The organism is Streptomyces sp. NPDC059582 (assembly GCF_042735715.1).
Lineage (GTDB): Bacteria > Actinomycetota > Actinomycetes > Streptomycetales > Streptomycetaceae > Streptomyces.
In genome coordinates, this window is sequence record NZ_JBHWCC010000035.1 from 67,714 (window position 1) to 83,958 (window position 16,245).

At 71.4% G+C, this 16,245-nt stretch carries 14 protein-coding genes; 8 read left to right on the plus strand and 6 right to left on the minus strand.

Annotated features, from left to right (window positions below):
• Positions 1 to 509: 509 nt before the first annotated feature.
• The gene (locus ACFV0T_RS27095) at positions 510 to 3,143 is read left to right on the plus strand and encodes an alpha-L-rhamnosidase C-terminal domain-containing protein (RefSeq protein ID WP_385784238.1); all 2,634 of its coding nucleotides are present in this window, start codon (positions 510 to 512) and stop codon (positions 3,141 to 3,143) included.
• 399 nt (positions 3,144 to 3,542) lie between these two features.
• On the opposite strand, the gene gap is transcribed toward ACFV0T_RS27095, so the two are convergent.
• The 4 genes from gap to ACFV0T_RS27115 all read right to left on the minus strand — a co-directional run bounded on the left by gap (position 3,543) and on the right by ACFV0T_RS27115 (position 7,551).
• Positions 3,543 to 4,541, minus strand: a complete 999-nt coding sequence (gene gap / locus ACFV0T_RS27100; RefSeq protein ID WP_385784240.1) for a type I glyceraldehyde-3-phosphate dehydrogenase — start codon at positions 4,539 to 4,541, stop codon at positions 3,543 to 3,545.
• Positions 4,542 to 4,676: 135 nt separating this feature from the next.
• Entirely contained in the window at positions 4,677 to 5,633 is a 957-nt protein-coding gene (locus ACFV0T_RS27105; RefSeq protein WP_385784243.1) for a GlxA family transcriptional regulator, read from the minus strand.
• A gap of 232 nt (positions 5,634 to 5,865) precedes the next feature.
• Positions 5,866 to 6,471: a hypothetical protein gene (locus tag ACFV0T_RS27110; protein ID WP_385784246.1), complete on the minus strand. Its 606-nt coding sequence runs from the start codon at positions 6,469 to 6,471 to the stop codon at positions 5,866 to 5,868.
• A gap of 231 nt (positions 6,472 to 6,702) precedes the next feature.
• On the minus strand, positions 6,703 to 7,551 hold the full coding sequence (locus ACFV0T_RS27115; RefSeq protein ID WP_385784247.1) for a GntR family transcriptional regulator: 849 nt from the start codon (positions 7,549 to 7,551) through the stop codon (positions 6,703 to 6,705).
• Positions 7,552 to 7,911: 360 nt separating this feature from the next.
• On the opposite strand from ACFV0T_RS27115, the gene ACFV0T_RS27120 reads away from it, so the two are divergent.
• The 3 genes from ACFV0T_RS27120 to ACFV0T_RS27130 all read left to right on the plus strand — a co-directional run bounded on the left by ACFV0T_RS27120 (position 7,912) and on the right by ACFV0T_RS27130 (position 11,660).
• Entirely contained in the window at positions 7,912 to 9,342 is a 1,431-nt protein-coding gene (locus ACFV0T_RS27120) for a cellulose binding domain-containing protein (protein ID WP_385784250.1), read from the plus strand.
• Between the two features lie 282 nt (positions 9,343 to 9,624).
• Positions 9,625 to 10,056, plus strand: coding sequence for a DUF485 domain-containing protein (locus ACFV0T_RS27125; RefSeq protein WP_385784253.1), 432 nt, complete (start codon positions 9,625 to 9,627; stop codon positions 10,054 to 10,056).
• On the plus strand, positions 10,053 to 11,660 hold the full coding sequence (locus tag ACFV0T_RS27130; RefSeq protein ID WP_385784256.1) for a cation acetate symporter: 1,608 nt from the start codon (positions 10,053 to 10,055) through the stop codon (positions 11,658 to 11,660). The genes ACFV0T_RS27125 and ACFV0T_RS27130 overlap by 4 nt, the downstream gene beginning before the upstream one ends.
• A gap of 57 nt (positions 11,661 to 11,717) precedes the next feature.
• Here the strand turns inward: ACFV0T_RS27130 and ACFV0T_RS27135 are convergent, their stop codons facing one another.
• On the minus strand, positions 11,718 to 12,203 hold the full coding sequence (locus ACFV0T_RS27135; protein ID WP_385784259.1) for an SRPBCC domain-containing protein: 486 nt from the start codon (positions 12,201 to 12,203) through the stop codon (positions 11,718 to 11,720).
• A gap of 305 nt (positions 12,204 to 12,508) precedes the next feature.
• Here ACFV0T_RS27135 and ACFV0T_RS27140 point away from each other — a divergent pair, with 305 nt between their 5' ends.
• Together ACFV0T_RS27140 and ACFV0T_RS27145 are read left to right on the plus strand one after the other, a co-directional pair.
• Positions 12,509 to 13,054 carry a hypothetical protein gene (locus ACFV0T_RS27140; protein WP_385784262.1) on the plus strand — a complete coding sequence of 182 codons (546 nt, stop codon included), beginning with the start codon at positions 12,509 to 12,511 and terminating at the stop codon, positions 13,052 to 13,054.
• Positions 13,055 to 13,128: 74 nt separating this feature from the next.
• Positions 13,129 to 13,890: a hypothetical protein gene (locus ACFV0T_RS27145; protein ID WP_385784265.1), complete on the plus strand. Its 762-nt coding sequence runs from the start codon at positions 13,129 to 13,131 to the stop codon at positions 13,888 to 13,890.
• Positions 13,891 to 14,070: 180 nt separating this feature from the next.
• On the opposite strand, the gene ACFV0T_RS27150 is transcribed toward ACFV0T_RS27145, so the two are convergent.
• Positions 14,071 to 14,805 (minus strand): SDR family oxidoreductase, encoded by a 735-nt coding sequence (locus tag ACFV0T_RS27150; RefSeq protein ID WP_385784268.1) that lies wholly within the window; start codon positions 14,803 to 14,805, stop codon positions 14,071 to 14,073.
• 151 nt (positions 14,806 to 14,956) lie between these two features.
• Between ACFV0T_RS27150 and ACFV0T_RS27155 the strand changes: the two genes are divergently transcribed.
• Together ACFV0T_RS27155 and ACFV0T_RS27160 are read left to right on the plus strand one after the other, a co-directional pair.
• Positions 14,957 to 15,433: an RrF2 family transcriptional regulator gene (locus ACFV0T_RS27155; RefSeq protein ID WP_385784309.1), complete on the plus strand. Its 477-nt coding sequence runs from the start codon at positions 14,957 to 14,959 to the stop codon at positions 15,431 to 15,433.
• Between the two features lie 214 nt (positions 15,434 to 15,647).
• Entirely contained in the window at positions 15,648 to 16,079 is a 432-nt protein-coding gene (locus tag ACFV0T_RS27160) for a universal stress protein (protein ID WP_385784270.1), read from the plus strand.
• Positions 16,080 to 16,245: the final 166 nt, after the last annotated feature.

A 16,245-nucleotide genomic window follows, 5' to 3' on the forward strand; every position in this document is an offset into this window, starting at 1 on the left:
GGACTCGCCCATCCTGCGGACTCGCCGCGGTGGCGGCGGCCCCGCCCCCGTCCGCGCCCCGCGACAGCTCAGCGGGGCCGCTGCGGGCGGCGACACAGCCGGCGGCCGAGGACGAGGGTCGCCGGAGCCGGTGGCCTGGGCGGCTCCGGCGAGGCCGGCCACCACCTCGGCGATGCGCCGCGCGGGACCGGTGCCGGCCAGTGCCGGGCGGTCGGAGCCGGCCGTGATGGTGGCCGCCGGGCGGTGGCCGTGGCGGCCTGGAGGATCAGATCGGCGACCACGTCGGGCCGTGCGACCGGGGACGGGTGGCAGGTGTCGACCTCCACCGTGTGACCACGCACCGTCTTCGTGGGGCATCGACCCGCCGTCGGCCGCACGGCGGCGGGTCACTCCCCGATCACCCGTCACCGCGCAAAGCCTGTACGGAAAGCGTGTCGTGAGATAGCGTCACCTCGCTCACTCGGCTTGAATCGTTTCAATCAATTGATCACTGAGAAGTGAGGGGCATCATGACGATCAGCGGCACACCCGAGAACGTCTCGCGGCCGGGCCCCCGCCGGCGTACGGTCCTCGCCGCCGCGGCCGGTGCCGCGGTCCTGTCCGCGACCGGGCTTCCGCAGGCGGACGCGGCGTCGACGGGCGGCGGACCCGGCGGCGGGGGCGTCGCGCCTCGCCCCGGGACCGGCTGGCAGCACTACGTGCAGGCCCCCGCCTCCCGCACCGTGCGGCCGCTGCGCGTGCTCGCCTCCCGTGGTGACGTGAGCCGGCCGGAGGCGCTGCTCGAGCCCGGCGGAGCCCGGACCGTCCTGCGTCGTCCGCAGCCGGTACCGGCGCCCCGCTGGCCCGAGGGGACGGTGGCCGAAGCCTCGTCGGCGCACGCGGGCAACAACGGCAACGACGGACAGCCACGCACCTACGACGCCGCCAACGCCGTCGACGGCGACCCGGACACCTTCTGGAACGACGACACGCTGGGCGCGTTTCCCGACACGCTCACCATCACGTTGCCCGCCGCCCGAGAACTCTCCGGCATCACCCTCGTCTCGAACAGCGACGGCGTACCGACCGACTTCACCGTCGACGTCTGGCGCGACGGCGGTTGGCAGTCGGCCGCCACCATCTCTGGCAACGATGTCATCCAGCGGGCCGTCCCATTCCCGACCCCGGTGTCGACCACCAGGGTCCGCATCACCGTGACAGGGGTGCAGGACACCCCGCGAGGGGCCTTCAGCCGCATCAACGAGGTGTGGCCGGAAGCCGTCACGACGGCCGAAGTGCCCAGTGTCACGGTGGACTTCGGCAAGGTCGTCGTGGGGTGGCCGCGCATCCGGTTCACCTCCGCGTCCGACGACTCCCCCGGGGTGCGGATCGCCTTCTCCGAGACGAAGGAGTTCCTCACCGACCGCAGCGACTTCACGCGTTCCGACCAGTCCGGGGTACCGGCTCAGGGAACCGATCAGTTCGCCGTGCCCGCCGACGGCGCGGACTGGAGCGACCACAAGGGCTTCCAGACCGGGACCAAGGTCTACGCGGACGGGCTGCACGGCTTCCGCTACCTCAAGATCACCCTTGACGCCCTGGCATCGGACGCCCCGGCGGCACAGCCCTGGGGAACGGTCGAGATCGACTCCGTCAGCCTGGACTTCAGCGCCTATCTGGGCACGCCCGCCACCTATCGCGGCTGGTTCCTGTGCTCCGACGACGACCTCAACCGCTATTGGTACGGCGCGTCGTACACCAACGAACTGGTCACCGACACGTTCCGCCAGGACGACGTGGATCCGCGCAACGCGTGGAGCGGCTCTCTCGAGGGCAAGCTGGTCCTGCACGACGGACCCAAGCGCGACCGCGATCCCTACGTCGGTGACCTGGCGGTGTCCGCACGAACCCTGTACCTGACCCACGACGAGGCCGCCGTCGCCGCGCGCAACGTCCTCGCCGACCTGGCCGAGCACCAGCGGGCCGACGGCTGGATCCCCCCGGCCTCCATCGGCGACTACACCCTGCCTCTGTTCGACTATCCGCTGTGGTGGGTGACGTGCAGCTGGGACTACGTCCTGTACACCGGGGACCGCGGCTACGCCGAGCGCTACCACCCGAACCTGCAGAAGGTCCTGGACGTCTGGTACCCGAGCGTCACGGACGAGGCCGGCCTGCTCAGCAAGGGACTCAACGGCACGGGCGGATACGGGGACTACGCCTTCCTGAACCGTACCGGTCGGATCACCTACTACAACGCGAACTACGTACAGGCCCTCAACGACGGGGCGCGCCTGGCCCGTTGGCTGGGGCACGACGCCGACGCCGAACGCTGGACGCGGCGGGCCGCCGAGGTCGGTGACGCGATCAACACCCACCTGTGGGACGCGGACGCCGGCGCCTATCTCGACTCGGGCACCGGGCCGGTGCGGCACGCGCAGGACGGCAACTCCCTCGCCATCACCGCGAAAGTCGCCGACGCCGAACGCGCCGCCTCGGCGCTGGCCCACCTCGACGCCACCACACGAAGGCCGTACGGCAACGCGTTCATGGACAACGACACCCTCTTCGGCGGTGCCGCACAGCGCGTGTACGCCTTCACCTCGTACCCGGAGATCGTGGCCCGGTTCGAGACCGGCCGGGCCGACTCGGCCCTCGACCAGATCCGCCGCACCTACGGGTGGATGGACAGCCACGACCCCGGCATCACCCACTGGGAAGGCATAGGCCCCGACGGATCACTCTACGAGGGCGCCTACACGAGCATGGCCCACGGCTGGTCCACCGGCGTGCTGCCCGCGCTGACGCACCAGCTCCTCGGCGCCAGACCGACGGCGCCGGGCTACACCACGTGGGAAGTCCGGCCCCACACCGGGAACGTCGCCTGGGCGCAGGGACAACTGCCCACCCCGCACGGGCCCTTGCGGGTCGCCTGGGAGCAGACCCGGACGACGTTCGAGGTCACCGTCACGGCGCCTCGGGGCACACGGGGCAGCCTCGTGCTCGCCGGGGACAGTCGCCGGATGACCGTCCGCGGCGGCGGGCGTCCGCTGTGGAACGGACGGCATGCGCTGGAGCGTACGGTGCGTGCCGAGGAGGACAAGGTGACGGTCTTCGGTCTGGGCGCGGGGACACACACCTTCACGGTCGCGCGGTGCGACTAGGGCGTGTTTCGAACGTGGCGTCGTCCGCCCGAAGGGCGGTGGCCCGCGGCGTTCGGTGCGGTGCATCACAAGGCGGAGGGTCGTCCGCGTACCGGGCGTACGTGGACGACCCGACAACGCGGCGAGGCGCCGTGCCAGGCGTCGCGGGCCGGACGGGACTTTCGAAACACGCCCCAGGGATCATCGGCGGCGGAAGTCAGCCGTCGCGGGGGTCCGGGGCCTGCCGGATCGCCTGTGCCCAGGTGGTGGTCACGCGACTGGTCGTCCGGGGCGTCCACCCCCTCCTGCCCGTGCCTGGCACCCGATCCCCCGACCGGCCGACGACATCCCAGGAGAAGCCGACGCGTCGTTCCCGAGGTGTGGCGGCCGGGCGGCCGCGGGACGGAGCAGGTCGACAGGTCAGCCGGCGGCGAGGAGTTCGAGCGTGTCGATCACGCGGTTCGAGAAGCCCCACTCGTTGTCGTACCAGGCGACCACCTTCACGTGCCGGCCGTCGACCCGGGTGAGGGCCGAATCGAAGATCGACGAGGCCGGGTTGCCCGTGATGTCGGAGGACACGAGCGGGAAATCGGAGTACTCCAGGATGCCGGCCAGCGGCCCCTCCGCCGCGGCCCGGTAGGCCGCCAGGACGTCCTCGCGCGTCACGTCCCGGGCGACGGTGGTGTTCAGCTCGACGATCGAGCCCACCGGAACCGGAACCCGGATCGAGTCGCCCGACAGCTTGCCCTCCAGGTTCGGCAGCACCAGGCCGATGGCCTTGGCGGCGCCCGTCGTGGTCGGCACGATGTTGACGGCGGCGGCCCGGGCGCGGCGGGGGTCGCGGTGCGGGCCGTCCTGGAGGTTCTGCTCCTGCGTGTAGGCGTGCACCGTGGTCATGAAGCCGTGCTCGATCCCGGCGAGCTCGTCGAGCACCGCGGCCAGCGGCGCGAGCGCGTTGGTCGTGCACGAGGCGTTCGAGACGATCGTGTGCAGGGCCGGGTCGTAGGTGTCGGTGTTGACCCCGAAGGCCAGTGTGACGTCGGCGCCGTCCGACGGGGCGCTGACGAGGACCCTCTTGGCGCCCGCGTCGAGGTGGGCGCGGGCCGCCTTCGCCGACGTGAAGCGGCCGGTCGCCTCGAGGACGAGGTCGACACCGAGTTCGGCCCACGGCAGCTGGGCGGGTTCACGCTCGGCGAGCACCCTGATACGACGGCCGTCCACGACCAGGGCGTCCCCGTCGGCGGTCACCGGGCGGCCGAGCCGGCCGGCCGTGGAGTCGTAGGCGAGCAGCCGCGCGAGGGTGGCGGGTTCCGTGAGGTCGTTGACGGCGACGATCTCCAGAGAGCTGTCGCGTTCGAGCAGCGCGCGCAGCACGTTGCGTCCGATGCGGCCGAATCCGTTGATGGCGATGCGAGTCATGAATGGTGTCCCTTCCGTTCGCCACCAGGCTCGCTCGCGGCACTGGTCGGGGACAGTGGCGAGATCGCCATGGTTCAAAAGGATCGCGCCAGGGCGCCAGGCCCGGAAGGCGCGCGCGTCAGGGGGTGGGCGGGGCTACTCGCCCTGGGCGAAGGTGCGCCGGTACTCGCTCGGTGTGGTGCCGAGGATGCGGTGGAAGTGCAGCCGCAGATTCGCGCCGGTGCCGAGACCGACGTCCGCGGCGATCTGCTCCACACCGCGCTCCGAACGTTCGAGCAGTTCGCGTGCCATGTCGATGCGGGCGCGCATGACCCACTGCATCGGCGTGTACCCCGTCTCCTCGACGAAGCGCCGCGAGAACGTGCGGGGCGAGACCGCCGCCTGCCGGGCCAGGACGTCGAGGGTGAGGGGTTCGTCGAGCCGGTGCAGCGCCCACTCACGGGTGGCGGCGAACCGCTCGCCGAGCGGTTCGGGCACGCTGCGCGGCACGTACTGCGCCTGACCGCCGCTGCGGTAGGGGGCCGCGACCAGGCGCCTGGCCGCGTGGTTCGACGCGGCCACCCCGAGGTCGCCGCGCAGGATGTGCAGGCACAGGTCGATGCCTGAGGCGGCGCCCGCCGACGTCAGCACGCTGCCCTCGTCGACGAACAGCACGTTCTCGTCGACCCGGACGAGCGGATGCTTCGCCGCCAGCGCCCGGGTGTAGTGCCAGTGCGTCGTGGCGCGCCTTCCGTCGAGCAGGCCCGTCGCGGCCAGCGCGAAGGCGCCCGTCGAGATGGCGGCGAGCCGTGCGCCCCGGTCGTGGGCGGCGATCAGCGCGTCGATGACGGTCCGCGGCGGATCGTCGCGGTCCGGGAACCGGTAGCCGGGGAGGAAGACGAGGTCGGCCCAGGCGAGCGTGTCGAGGCCGTGGGCGACGTGGTACGAGAGGCCGTCGCCGCCGGTCACGAGGCCGGGTTCCGCGCCGCACAGCCGCACCTCGTACGGCATGCTCGCGCGCGTGGTGAACACCTGCGCGGGGATGCCCACATCGAGCGGCTTCGCCCCTTCGAGCACGAGAACGGCGACGCGCCGCAGGCGGGAGGCTGACACGGGGACAGGGTACGCAGGCGAGCGTGCCCCGCTTCGGGCACACGGGCCGCGTCGGCCACGCGGCGACCGAATGCCCCGGGAACGGCTGACCCGCGGCTCCTCCCGTCCGTCGCACCGTCAGATGTCGCGTCGCCGCCTCACCCCGCTCCACTCCCGCCTCACCGCCGTCCGTCGAGCCTGAACCGTTGAGCATGAGTCGTGAAGGCTGAGCGGTCGAGCGCTCGTCGGTTCTCTAGCCGTCGTCGGCGTCGGCGGCCTCACTCGCCACGGGTGACCCGTGCCCCGCCTCACCCTGGATCATCCGGTCTCCCCGAATCCTTCGATGCCGCCCGAGGAGCACGAGCTTCTGTACGGAGGACACCACGCACAGGTCGCCGGGGCCGTCCATGGGCACGCACCAATAGGAGCGGGCGCCGGGGCTGGAGCCGTCGAGGCGGGGGTTCGGCACGCCGAGGTAGGACTCGCGGCCGAGGCAGGCCGCGTCGACGCTCGTCCAACCGTGTCGGGCGCTCGCCGGCACCAGGCAGTAGTAGCAGCCGCTGACGGTGTCGACGAAGACGGGACCGCCGTGCAGCGCGTCGGCCAGGAACGCGTCGACGCCGTCACGGTCGTCCGTGCCGGCGGCCGCGAGGACGATCGCCGCCGGGATGCGCACGGCGGCGAAGAGTCCTCCGCAGCGCAACAGGGCGAGGCCCTGGTCCTCCCACTGCTCCTGGGCCGTCCGCAGATCGTCCGCGGCACACGCGAGCCAGTGCGAGACGGCCAACTCCCGCTCGGCCCGTGTGTGTACGACCGCACCGGAGCCGACCAGCGTCGAGAGCCCCTCTTCCTCTCCCATCACTCGCCTTCCGTGAGGACACCGAAGGCAGGCGTCGAGCCCGTCCGGTGAAGTAACCGTCATCACGGGGGGACTTCCGCGCGAACTACGCGTTCGGATGCGGCGGGGGCCGGATTCTCCACGAACCGCTCGGCCACCATCGGGCGAGGGCGCTCTCTTCGTCGCGCCACGAGCGCCCCGTCCCGGACGGGATCGCCCTCTTCGTCGCGTCACGAGCGGCCGGTCGGCGCGTCAGGCGTCGCCCTGCACCACGCCCCGGGTGGAGAACGTTACTGGTTCACCCGGCATCAGATCACCTGGCGGGATACCGGGGTGGTGGCCGTCCTGCGGTGCCGGGCGGGGTCCGGTGCGCGGGCCGAGCGTCAGCCGGGACATGATGCGATAGCGGTCACCGCGATAGAGCGAGTGGACATACTCCACCGGCCGGTTCGCGGTGTCGTAGGTGAGCCGCTCGAAGAGGAGAGCCGGTGACAGCTCGGGCACTGCCAGGAGGTCCGCCTCGGCACGGGTCACCACGGTGGGCTCGATCGACTGGACGGCCTCACTGACCTGGACGGAGTGCCGCTCGCGCAGGTGCTCGTACAGATCACCGTTCTCCAGTTCGGCGCTGGTCAGATCCGTCACCAGGTCCGCGGGCACGTGCAGGTACTCGATGGCCATGGGGGCGCCGTCGACGAGGCGCAGCCGGGCCACGTAGCGGATCGGGGCAGCCGGTGAGAGGCACAGCTTGCGGCCGACGCGGGCGCCGGCGGGCAGCGTGCTCAGTTCGAGGAGCCGGCTGGTCCAGGTGCCGGCGGCCGGCGGGAGGCTGAAGCTGCGCCGGTCCGACACCAGTTCCTGGGTGATCTTCTCGGCGGCGACGAACATGCCCCGGCCGTGCTCCCGTACGAGAAGTCCGGCCACGACGAGTTGGTCGATCCCGGCCCGCAGGGTGGGGCGGGACACGCCGAGTCGGGCGCAGAGGGCCCGCTCGGAGGGGATGGCGTCGCCGGGGCTGCGCTCTTCGATGAGTTCGAGGATCGCCTCACGAACCCTCTCGCGTTTGAGTACCGCGCGTGTGGCGGCGGAGTCGATCTCCATGCGGGCTCTCGTTCGTCGGCGGGACGAGACGCTGGTACGCGCCTGACCCTAACTGGTCTGCTGGTAAAGCACATTTAACCGGTCGGGCGACGGTCCTGACAGCGGTCAGGTCGCGGCGTGATCGGGCAATTCCCTTGCATGCAGCGGGCCTTGACGTCTCGATTGGTCTATGCCACCTTCGTCCAACACCAACTGGTAAACCGGCAGTGGGTCGACTGGTAAAGCGTGTCCGCCCCCAGCCTCCCGGACATGAACACGCCGTCCGTGCAGTCCGCCCACCGCCGCCGAGGATCTGTCGCGCAGCGCACTCGCCCACTCCTCCCATGCCGATCGGGAGCCCCCCACCCGAAAGGAATCCTGATGAGCACCCGTCCTCTCGTCGGCCGCCGCCGTGCGGCCCTGGCTCTGTCGGCGCTCCTGGCCGGTTCCGCCCTGGCCGCCGTCCCGGTGACCGCGTCCGCCGCCGGTGACGCCGTCGCGGTCCAGTACCGCACCAGCGCCACCGGAGCCACCGCGGACCAGAGCGAACCTTGGTTCAAGGTCCGCAACACCGGTTCGACCACCGTCCAGTTGAGCCAGGTCAGGATCCGCTACTACTTCAAGGCCGACTCGCCGAGCACCTCGTACCGCTTCGCCTGTTCCTGGGCGGTCAAGGGATGCGCCAACGTCACCGGCACGTTCGGCACCCTGAGCCGTCCCACCGGGACCGCGGACCGCTACCTGGAGATCGGTTTCACCTCGTCGGCCGGAACCCTGGCCCCGGGCACCGACACGGGCGACCTGCAACTGCGCTTCTACCAGGCGAACTGGCAGCCCCTGAATCAGGCGGACGACTACTCCTTCAACGCGTCCACCACCGCGTACGCCGACTGGACGAAGGTCACCGCGCAGCTCGCCGGAGCCACGGTCTGGGGCACTGCCCCGGAGGGCAACGACCCCACGGATCCGACCGACCCGACGGACCCGACCGACCCGCCCGGTGGCGGCGCGACCCTGTTCGACGACTTCGACTACAGCTCGTACACCGACCCCGCACTCTCCTCCCACGGCTGGAACGTCCGTTCCAACTCCGGCGGTCCGGGGGTGCCCGGTGCCACCTGGGACCCGTCCAAGGTCACCTTCTCCAGCGCCGCCGGCAACTCGGTGATGACCCTGCAGACCTCCACCGCGGGCACCGCCGGATCCACCGTCCAGACCGAAGTCGTCTCCAGGAGCACCAAGTTCAAGAACGGCACCTACGCGGCCCGGGTGAAGTTCGCCGACGCTCCCCGGTCCGGACCCGACGGCGACCACCTCGTGCAGACCTTCTTCACCATCAACGATCTCAAGGCCCCGATGGCGGACGACTACGCCGAGTACGACTTCGAGTACCTGCCCAACGGCGGCTGGGGCGAGGCCGGCGACATCCTCTACACCACCTCCTGGGAGACGTACAACCCCGACCCCTGGCAGGCGGTCAACCAGCACACCGAGAGCCGCCAGAGCTATGCCGGGTGGCACGACCTGGTCCTCACCATCGACGGCACCGCCATCAAGTACTACATCGACGGACAGCTGTTCGGCACCCACGACGCCCAGTACCTGCCCGAGCGCCCCATGTCGATCAACTTCAACCAGTGGCTGATCGACCTCGCCGGCCAGACCTCGACGACACCGCGTGCCTACGACGAGCAGGTCGACTACGTCCTCCACGTCAAGGACCAGGTGCTCAGCCCGGCCCAGGTGACGGCCAAGGTGAACGCCTACCGCGGGGCGGGAACGGCCTTCGTGGACGAGGTCCCGGCACCCTGAGGCCGACGGCACGGCGCGGCGCGGCACACTCCGGTGCCGCGCCGCCCGCGCGAACCCGTTCGACTCCTCCGGGGCCCGCAGAGCTCTGTCGTACGCCCCCGCCACACCCATCACACGCACAACATCCGAGGTCAGAACGCCTGAGCGGTCCCCACCAGGGAGTTCGACGGAAGTCCGCGCGCACGGTCCGACACCCGCATAGCGTGCGGAGACCCGAACCGCTCCCCCACGTTCTCGCGGTCCGCGTCTCGTGGGGCCCACGACCCACCAGGAGACCTTCGGATGTCCTTCGACAGCTCGGAGTTACACCCGGCTCAGCACCGGCCCGGACGACACGCCGTGCCGGCCTCGGCCCCGGACTCGCACGGCGCGCAGGACGGCGACCCGTCGGCGGTCCGGCCCCGCTCGTGGACCAGCCGGCACCGCGACTTCCGGCTCCTGCGCCGCGCGTGCCGCTGGCAGCGGCGCGTCGCCACGTTCGCCGCGCTCGGCTACTTCGCCGCCTTCCTCACCCTCACCGTCGAAGCCCCCTCGATCATGACCCGCCCCGCCCCCGGCGGTCTTCCCGTCGGTCTTCTGCTGGCCCTGGTGCAACTCCCCGTCACCTGGCTGGCCGTGATCCTCTACGAGTACACCGCACGCCGGTACGTGGACCCCCTGGCCCGCCGGGTGCACCGGCAGACCTACCGCGCCGACGGGGAGCCGCAGCCGTGACGGACTTCGACGGCTCCGCGCAGTCCTGGTCCCTCGTGGCGTTCTGCAGTGTCGTGAGCCTCACGCTCCTGCTGTGCGTGCTCACCGGCCCCGACCGCGACGACCTCGACGAGTTCTACACCGGATACCGGTACCTGTCCCCGCTGCGCAACGGCCTGGCCATCGCCGGTGACTACATCTCCGCCGCCACCGTACTCACCATCGGCGGGGTCATCGCCCTGTGCGGCTACGACGGTGTCGTACTGGCCCTGAGCACCCTGCTGTCCCTGCTGCTCCTGATGTTCCTGCTGGCCGAACCCCTGCATCACACCGGCCGGTTCACGATGGGCGACGTGCTCGGCCGCCGGCTGCCCGGCCGCGCGGTACGCATCACCGCGTGCGCGGTCACCCTCGCCGCGCTGGTGCCGATGATGGTCGTACAGCTCGCCGGCGTGGGCCAGTTGCTGGCGTTCGTCCTCGGCTTCTCCGACGGCGCGATGCGGACGGGCTGCATCGTCGGGGCGGGAACCCTGATGATCGGTTACGCCGCCATCGGGGGGATGCGGGGCACGGCCCTGATCCAGATCCTCAAGACGGTCATCCTCCTCGGGTCCGGACTGATCATCTCCGGGCTGATCCTGCACACCTTCGGCTGGAGTCCCCAGAACCTGTTCCGGGCCGCCGCCCGGCGCAGCGGGACCGGCGACGGCTTCCTGCGCTACGGCCTGCAGTTCGCGGACGGCCCGCACCGCGGTCTCGACATGGTCAGCACCCAGTGCGCCATCGTGCTGGGCGGCGCCTGTCTGCCGCACGTGACCATGCGGATGTACACCGCGGGCAACGCGCGCCAGGTACGCCGGGCGATGTCCTGGGCGGTCTCGACGGTCGCCCTCTTCATCGCCGTCATCACCGTCATCGGCGTCGGCGCCACGGCCCTCATCGGCCGGACCGGCATCGTCACCGCGGATCCTCGCGGGAACACCGCCTACCTGCTCGGCTCGCGAGCCGCGTTCGGGTTGGACCTCTCCCGCGCGGAGAGCCTGTTGTTCGCCACCGTCACCACGGCGATCTTCCTGACGCTGCTGGCCTCCGTGGCCAGCATGACGCTGGCCTGCGCCAACTCCCTGGCCCACGACGTCGCCGCCCGCCCGGGCATGTCGCCCCTGCGCGAGACGGCCCTGGCCCGCCTGGCCGCCCTGGCCGTGGGCATACCGGTGATCCTGCTCGCCGTGACCGCGCAGCACCGCAGCCTTCAGCCGCTCGCCACCCTCTCCTTCTGCCTGGGCGCCTCGGCCATCGCCCCCGCGCTCGTCTACAGCCTCTTCTGGCGGCGCTACACGCGCGCCGGCCTGATGTGCACACTCATCGGCGGCACCCTCAGCGTCCTCGTCCTCATGACCGGCACCAACCTCGTCTCGGGATCGCCCCGATCGGCCTTCCCGGAGGTCGACTTCAACTGGTTCCCCTTCACGACCACGGCTCTGGTGTCCGTGCCCGTGGGCTTCCTCTGCGGTCTGCTCGGTACCCTCCTGTCCGGCAGAGCCGCGGCCGCACGGGAACGCGAGCGCTACGAGTCCATCGAACGCGTCCTCCTCGTGGGACCGTCCCGTTCCAGGAGCCGGTGACGGTTGCACCCGGCCGCGTCCGTGCGTGCGTGCGTGCGTGAACGGTGCCGCCGTGTCTCAGTGCCGCCCGTCACGGCCGTCACCCTGCGCGCCCTCGACCAGCCGGGCGAGGTGGTCCAGGGCCATACGCGTCCCCGTCTCGTTGTCCACGCGCGGCACGGCGTCCGGGATTCCCTCGTGCAGGATCGTCACCTCGGTTCCGCCGTCCGTGGCGGTGAGCGTCGTCGTCATGGTCATCTCGCCGCGCAGCGCGTCCTCGGCGGTCTCGAACTCCATCACCTCCACGACCAGTTCGCCGGGGACCAGCCGTACGAAACGACCGTGATAGGTGTCCGTGTGCGCGCCCGACTTGCCCGCGCCCTGCGCTCCGTCGTAGGTGAGCGACACACGGAACGCGCCCCCTTCGCACGCGTCGAACTCGTGCAGGTGCGCCGTCATGCCGTCGGGCACCCGCCAGGCCGCGAAGGAGCCGGGATCGACCAGTGCGCGGTAGACGGTCAGCGGAGCGGCCCCGACGAGGCGTGAGATTCGCGTGGCATACACGGGGGCCAACCTATGCCGGGAGGTCGCAACGCGCCTGCTCCTTCACCTCCTCTGCTCCTTCACCGCTGCTCTTCACCGCTGCCCTTCGCCCCTGCCCCTTCGCCCCCCTCCGGACGACGCGTTCACCGGCTGTCCCGCGGAAGATCACACGCGGCCGTGACCCCGAGGCGAGCATGATCGTTACTCCCGGCGCCGCGCACTGCCGCAAGGCCTGCGCCGGCGTCCGCCCGGCCGTGCCTCAGACCGAGGCGCGCGGACCGTCAGCGAAACCGTCAGCGGACCGCCTGCAGAGAGGAACACCACTGGTGAGCGGCTGGATCACAGTCGGCCTGGGCGCCGCTGCCGCGTTCTGCCCCCTGCCGTGTCCGGCCGGAGCGGCCGTCGCCGTCGAGGCCGGCCCCGCCACGGCACACCTGGTGGTGTGCGCGGCCGACGACTGGGCCGAGCCCGACGCCTCCGCGCCGGAGACACCCCCAGCGCGGCAGCCGCCCGCCGTGTCCCCGGCGCCTCCCGCCCCGGCCAGGCACGCTCCGCCTCCGACGGCACCTTCCGGTGTGCGGGGCAGACCGGCTCCAGGTCCGTCGGCGGCCCCGTTCCCCACGCCCACCGAACAACCGGTACCCGCGTCCGGACCGGAGCGGGAGGCCGGCGCACCCCCCTCCCGCGCACCACGCGCCGTACCGCGGACCGCCGCCTTCAGCTGGGTGCCCCGCTTCCACTACGGCGGCCGCTCCGCACGTCCGGCCGCAGCCGACCTGTCCACCACGATGACCACGCTCGTGGTCACCACCCCGGCCATCCTGGCCGCCGCCGCGCTGCGCCCGGGCTCCCGGCGCCGCAGCAGCCGCTGACCCGTCCCCGGGTCGCCTCGCATCTCGTCCGTCCGCTCGTTCGTCCGTTCGTCCGTTCGTCCTGGAGTCCTGCTGTGCCGGAATGGCTGATCTACACCCTGGCCTGCGCGCTGGTCTGCGCCTTCGTCATCGCCGCCACCGTGATGCGCCATCGCCGCGTCGCCGACGACGAGGACACCTCACAGACTCCGGACGTCCTGGAGTACATGGTGATGATGGTCGGCGTCGTCTACGCCATCGTCCTGGGCCTGGCGATCGCGGGCGTCTGGGAGGCGCGCGGCGCCGCGGAGGGGACCGTCCAGCGCGAGGCCCAGGCGCTGTACGAGATCGACCAGCGCCTGGACGTCTACCCGGCCGCCTTCCACACCCAGGTCCAGGAGCACATCGACGCCTACGCCCGGCATGCCGTCACCACCGAGTGGCCGGCCATGGAGGACGACGAGGCGCTCGACGGCACCGGTGGCGAGCTGCTGGCCAAGATCCGCAGCGACATCGCCCATCACACGCCCTCCGACGAACTACAGGCCCAGGCCTACCAGCCGCTGCTCGACCAGGTCGCCACCGCAGACGACGCGCGCCACCAGCGCCTCGACAGCGCCGGCACCACCCTGCCCGGCGTGGTCTGGTTCGGCCTGATCGCCGGTGCGATCGTCACGCTCGGACTGCTCTACGCCCTCCAGATCCGGCGCTCCGCCCGCGAGCTGATGCTGGCCACCGCGTTCAGCGCCCTGGTGGTCTTCCTGCTCTTCATGGTCTGGAGCTTCGACGCGCCGTTCGGCCACTCCGGCACGGACTCGGCGCAGCCGTTGCGGGAGCTGTACGCGAGCACCGTCTGACGCCGGGCGGCGCCCAGGTCCTCGTGGCTCCGCCCCGGCCCCGGCCCGTACGTATGACGACGGGCAGAGGGGCCAGGGTGCCCGTGGAGCGAGGCTCCGACAGGGGCGGCGGGCCACCGGACAGGAGCCGGTGGCCCGCCGACCTGCGAGGTCCGCCTACCGGTCCGGTGTCCGGTCGGCTCAGGAGGCGAGCCAGTCACGGTAGTGCGTGGAAGCGATGCGGGCGCCCTCGGGCGTGGTCAGGACATCGCCCTTGGGCACGGCGAACATCCCGGCGGCGTCGTCGACGACGACCTGGCGCTCGTCGCCCTTGGCCTCGATGGTGATACGCCCCAGCTCTTCGAGGGGGAAGACGTCGGGGCCGCCCACGTTCAGGGTCCCGTTGAGGGGGGCGCCCGCGGCGACGTCCGCGACGGCGGCCGCGACGTCGGCGGCGGCGATCGGCTGCAGGAGAGTGCGCGGCAGCCGGACGGTGTTCCCTTCGGTGGTCCAGGACATGGTCGCGTCCATGAACTCCATGAACTGGGTGGCCCGTACGACGGAGTACGGCAGGCCACTGGCCTTGAGCAGGTCCTCCTGGAGGGTCTTCGCCCGGTAGTAGTCCAGCTCGGGCACCTCGTCCACGCCGACGATGGACAGGATGACCACGTGCCCGACGTTCGCCGCGCGGCTCGCCGCCAGCAGGTTGTCCATCGAGGTCTGGAAGAACGCGAGCGAAGCCGCGTCGAACGTGGGCGAGTTCGTCAGGTTGACGACGACCTCCGCACCGGCGAGCGCCTCGTCCAGCCCCGCGCCGGTGAGGAGGTCCACCCCCGTCGACAGCGAGAGCGCCGTCGTCTCGTGCCCCTGCTCCTTCAGACGGCCGACCACCTGCGAGCCGATCAGTCCCGTACCGCCGACAACCGCGATCTTCATAACTGTTCCTTTCATCCCGTTTACACCGTATGTTCGCCCAACCTGCCCGGCTGGCGCGCGCCGAGCTCAAACTCGGACACTTTCTATCCGGAATAATACTCGGATAGAAAGTGTCCGAGTCAAGCGGCTGGGTAAGGTGAGGGGCGTGAAGATGTCGGGCGGAGTCGAGTGGGCGCTGCACTGCTGTGTCGTCCTGACGTCGGTGCGTGAGCCGGTACCGGCCGCCCGGCTGGCCGAACTGCACGACGTCTCCCCCACCTACCTCGCCAAGCAGCTCCAGGCCCTCTCCCGCGCCGGACTGATCCATTCGACGCAGGGCAAGTCGGGCGGCTACGCGCTCACCCGTTCACCCGACCGGATCACCGTCCTGGACGTGGTGGACGCCGTGGACGGCCCGAGCCCCGCCTTCGTGTGCACGGAGATACGCCAACGCGGTCCGCTGGCCACTCCGGCCGGGGCGTGCACCACGCCTTGCGCGATCTCGCGCGCCATGGCCACCGCCGAGACCGCGCGCCGCGAGGCCCTCAGGGCGGTCACCGTGGCCGACCTGGCGCGGGACGTGGAGTCCGACTCCGGGGCGGGCACGCTCAGCATTGTCGGCGCCTGGCTGCGCGGCCCGGCCGGCTGACCGGCCTCATCTCCATGGCAGCACCGTAGGCCCCGACGCCCACCGGATGATCTCGGGACGGGACGAGCGAGGTGTGGGCGGACGCGACGATCAAGGGCGGATATCGGGAAGGCCGGGGCCGCGCCGGACGTTGATCTCCGCGACACCGGTTCTCCGGCGTCACTGATCACCGTGAAGCTCCTGCGTGTTTCTCCAGAACGGGAAAGAAGAGTCCATGTTCCAGCGCATCCTGGTCGCCGTCGATCCCAGCCCCGCCCGGCTCTCCGCGGTACGCCTGGCCGGCGACCTGGCCCGGCTGACGGACGCCGAGGTCCGGGTCCTGCACGTCGTGGCCTCCGCCGCGACTCTTGCCGCCGTCGTCCCGCTCGAGGACGACGCCGAGGCGAAGGCCATCATCGACGAGGCCCTGGCCGTCCTGCGCGACAAGGGAGTCAAGGCCGAGGCGGCTCTCGCCAACGGACTGACCACCCAGATCGCCGCGACCATCTCGGAGGCGGCGGTGGAGTTCGGCGCCGACCTGATCGTCCTGAGCCCTCATCACCGCGGATCCGTCGAGGCGTTGTTCAACCCGCGGATCAGCGACGCCGTCGCGCACGCGAGCCGCGCGGCCGTCCTGCTGGCTCCGGAGGACGGCGCCGAAGCCTGATCGCCGGCCCGAGGTTCGGATCCCGGCCGACGCACCCGGCCGTGCCGCCAGGGCCCGCCCCGGACTCGACGTCCGGGGCGGGCCGTCGCCGGGCGCCGGCCCACCTGGGCCTGAGCGGTCGCGCGCCTTCTCGACGAACGGGGCGACGACGACGGGGGGTGCGGCG

Coding starts and splice junctions, on each gene's coding strand:
- ACFV0T_RS27120 (WP_385784250.1), top strand. CDS start 7,912: ATGAGCACCCGTCCTCTCGTCGGCCGCCGCCGTGCGGCCCTGGCTCTG.
- ACFV0T_RS27115 (WP_385784247.1), bottom strand. CDS start 7,551: ATGGAGATCGACTCCGCCGCCACACGCGCGGTACTCAAACGCGAGAGG.
- ACFV0T_RS27160 (WP_385784270.1), top strand. CDS start 15,648: ATGTTCCAGCGCATCCTGGTCGCCGTCGATCCCAGCCCCGCCCGGCTC.
- ACFV0T_RS27155 (WP_385784309.1), top strand. CDS start 14,957: ATGTCGGGCGGAGTCGAGTGGGCGCTGCACTGCTGTGTCGTCCTGACG.
- ACFV0T_RS27125 (WP_385784253.1), top strand. CDS start 9,625: ATGTCCTTCGACAGCTCGGAGTTACACCCGGCTCAGCACCGGCCCGGA.
- ACFV0T_RS27150 (WP_385784268.1), bottom strand. CDS start 14,805: ATGAAGATCGCGGTTGTCGGCGGTACGGGACTGATCGGCTCGCAGGTG.
- ACFV0T_RS27095 (WP_385784238.1), top strand. CDS start 510: ATGACGATCAGCGGCACACCCGAGAACGTCTCGCGGCCGGGCCCCCGC.
- gap (WP_385784240.1), bottom strand. CDS start 4,541: ATGACTCGCATCGCCATCAACGGATTCGGCCGCATCGGACGCAACGTG.
- ACFV0T_RS27110 (WP_385784246.1), bottom strand. CDS start 6,471: ATGGGAGAGGAAGAGGGGCTCTCGACGCTGGTCGGCTCCGGTGCGGTC.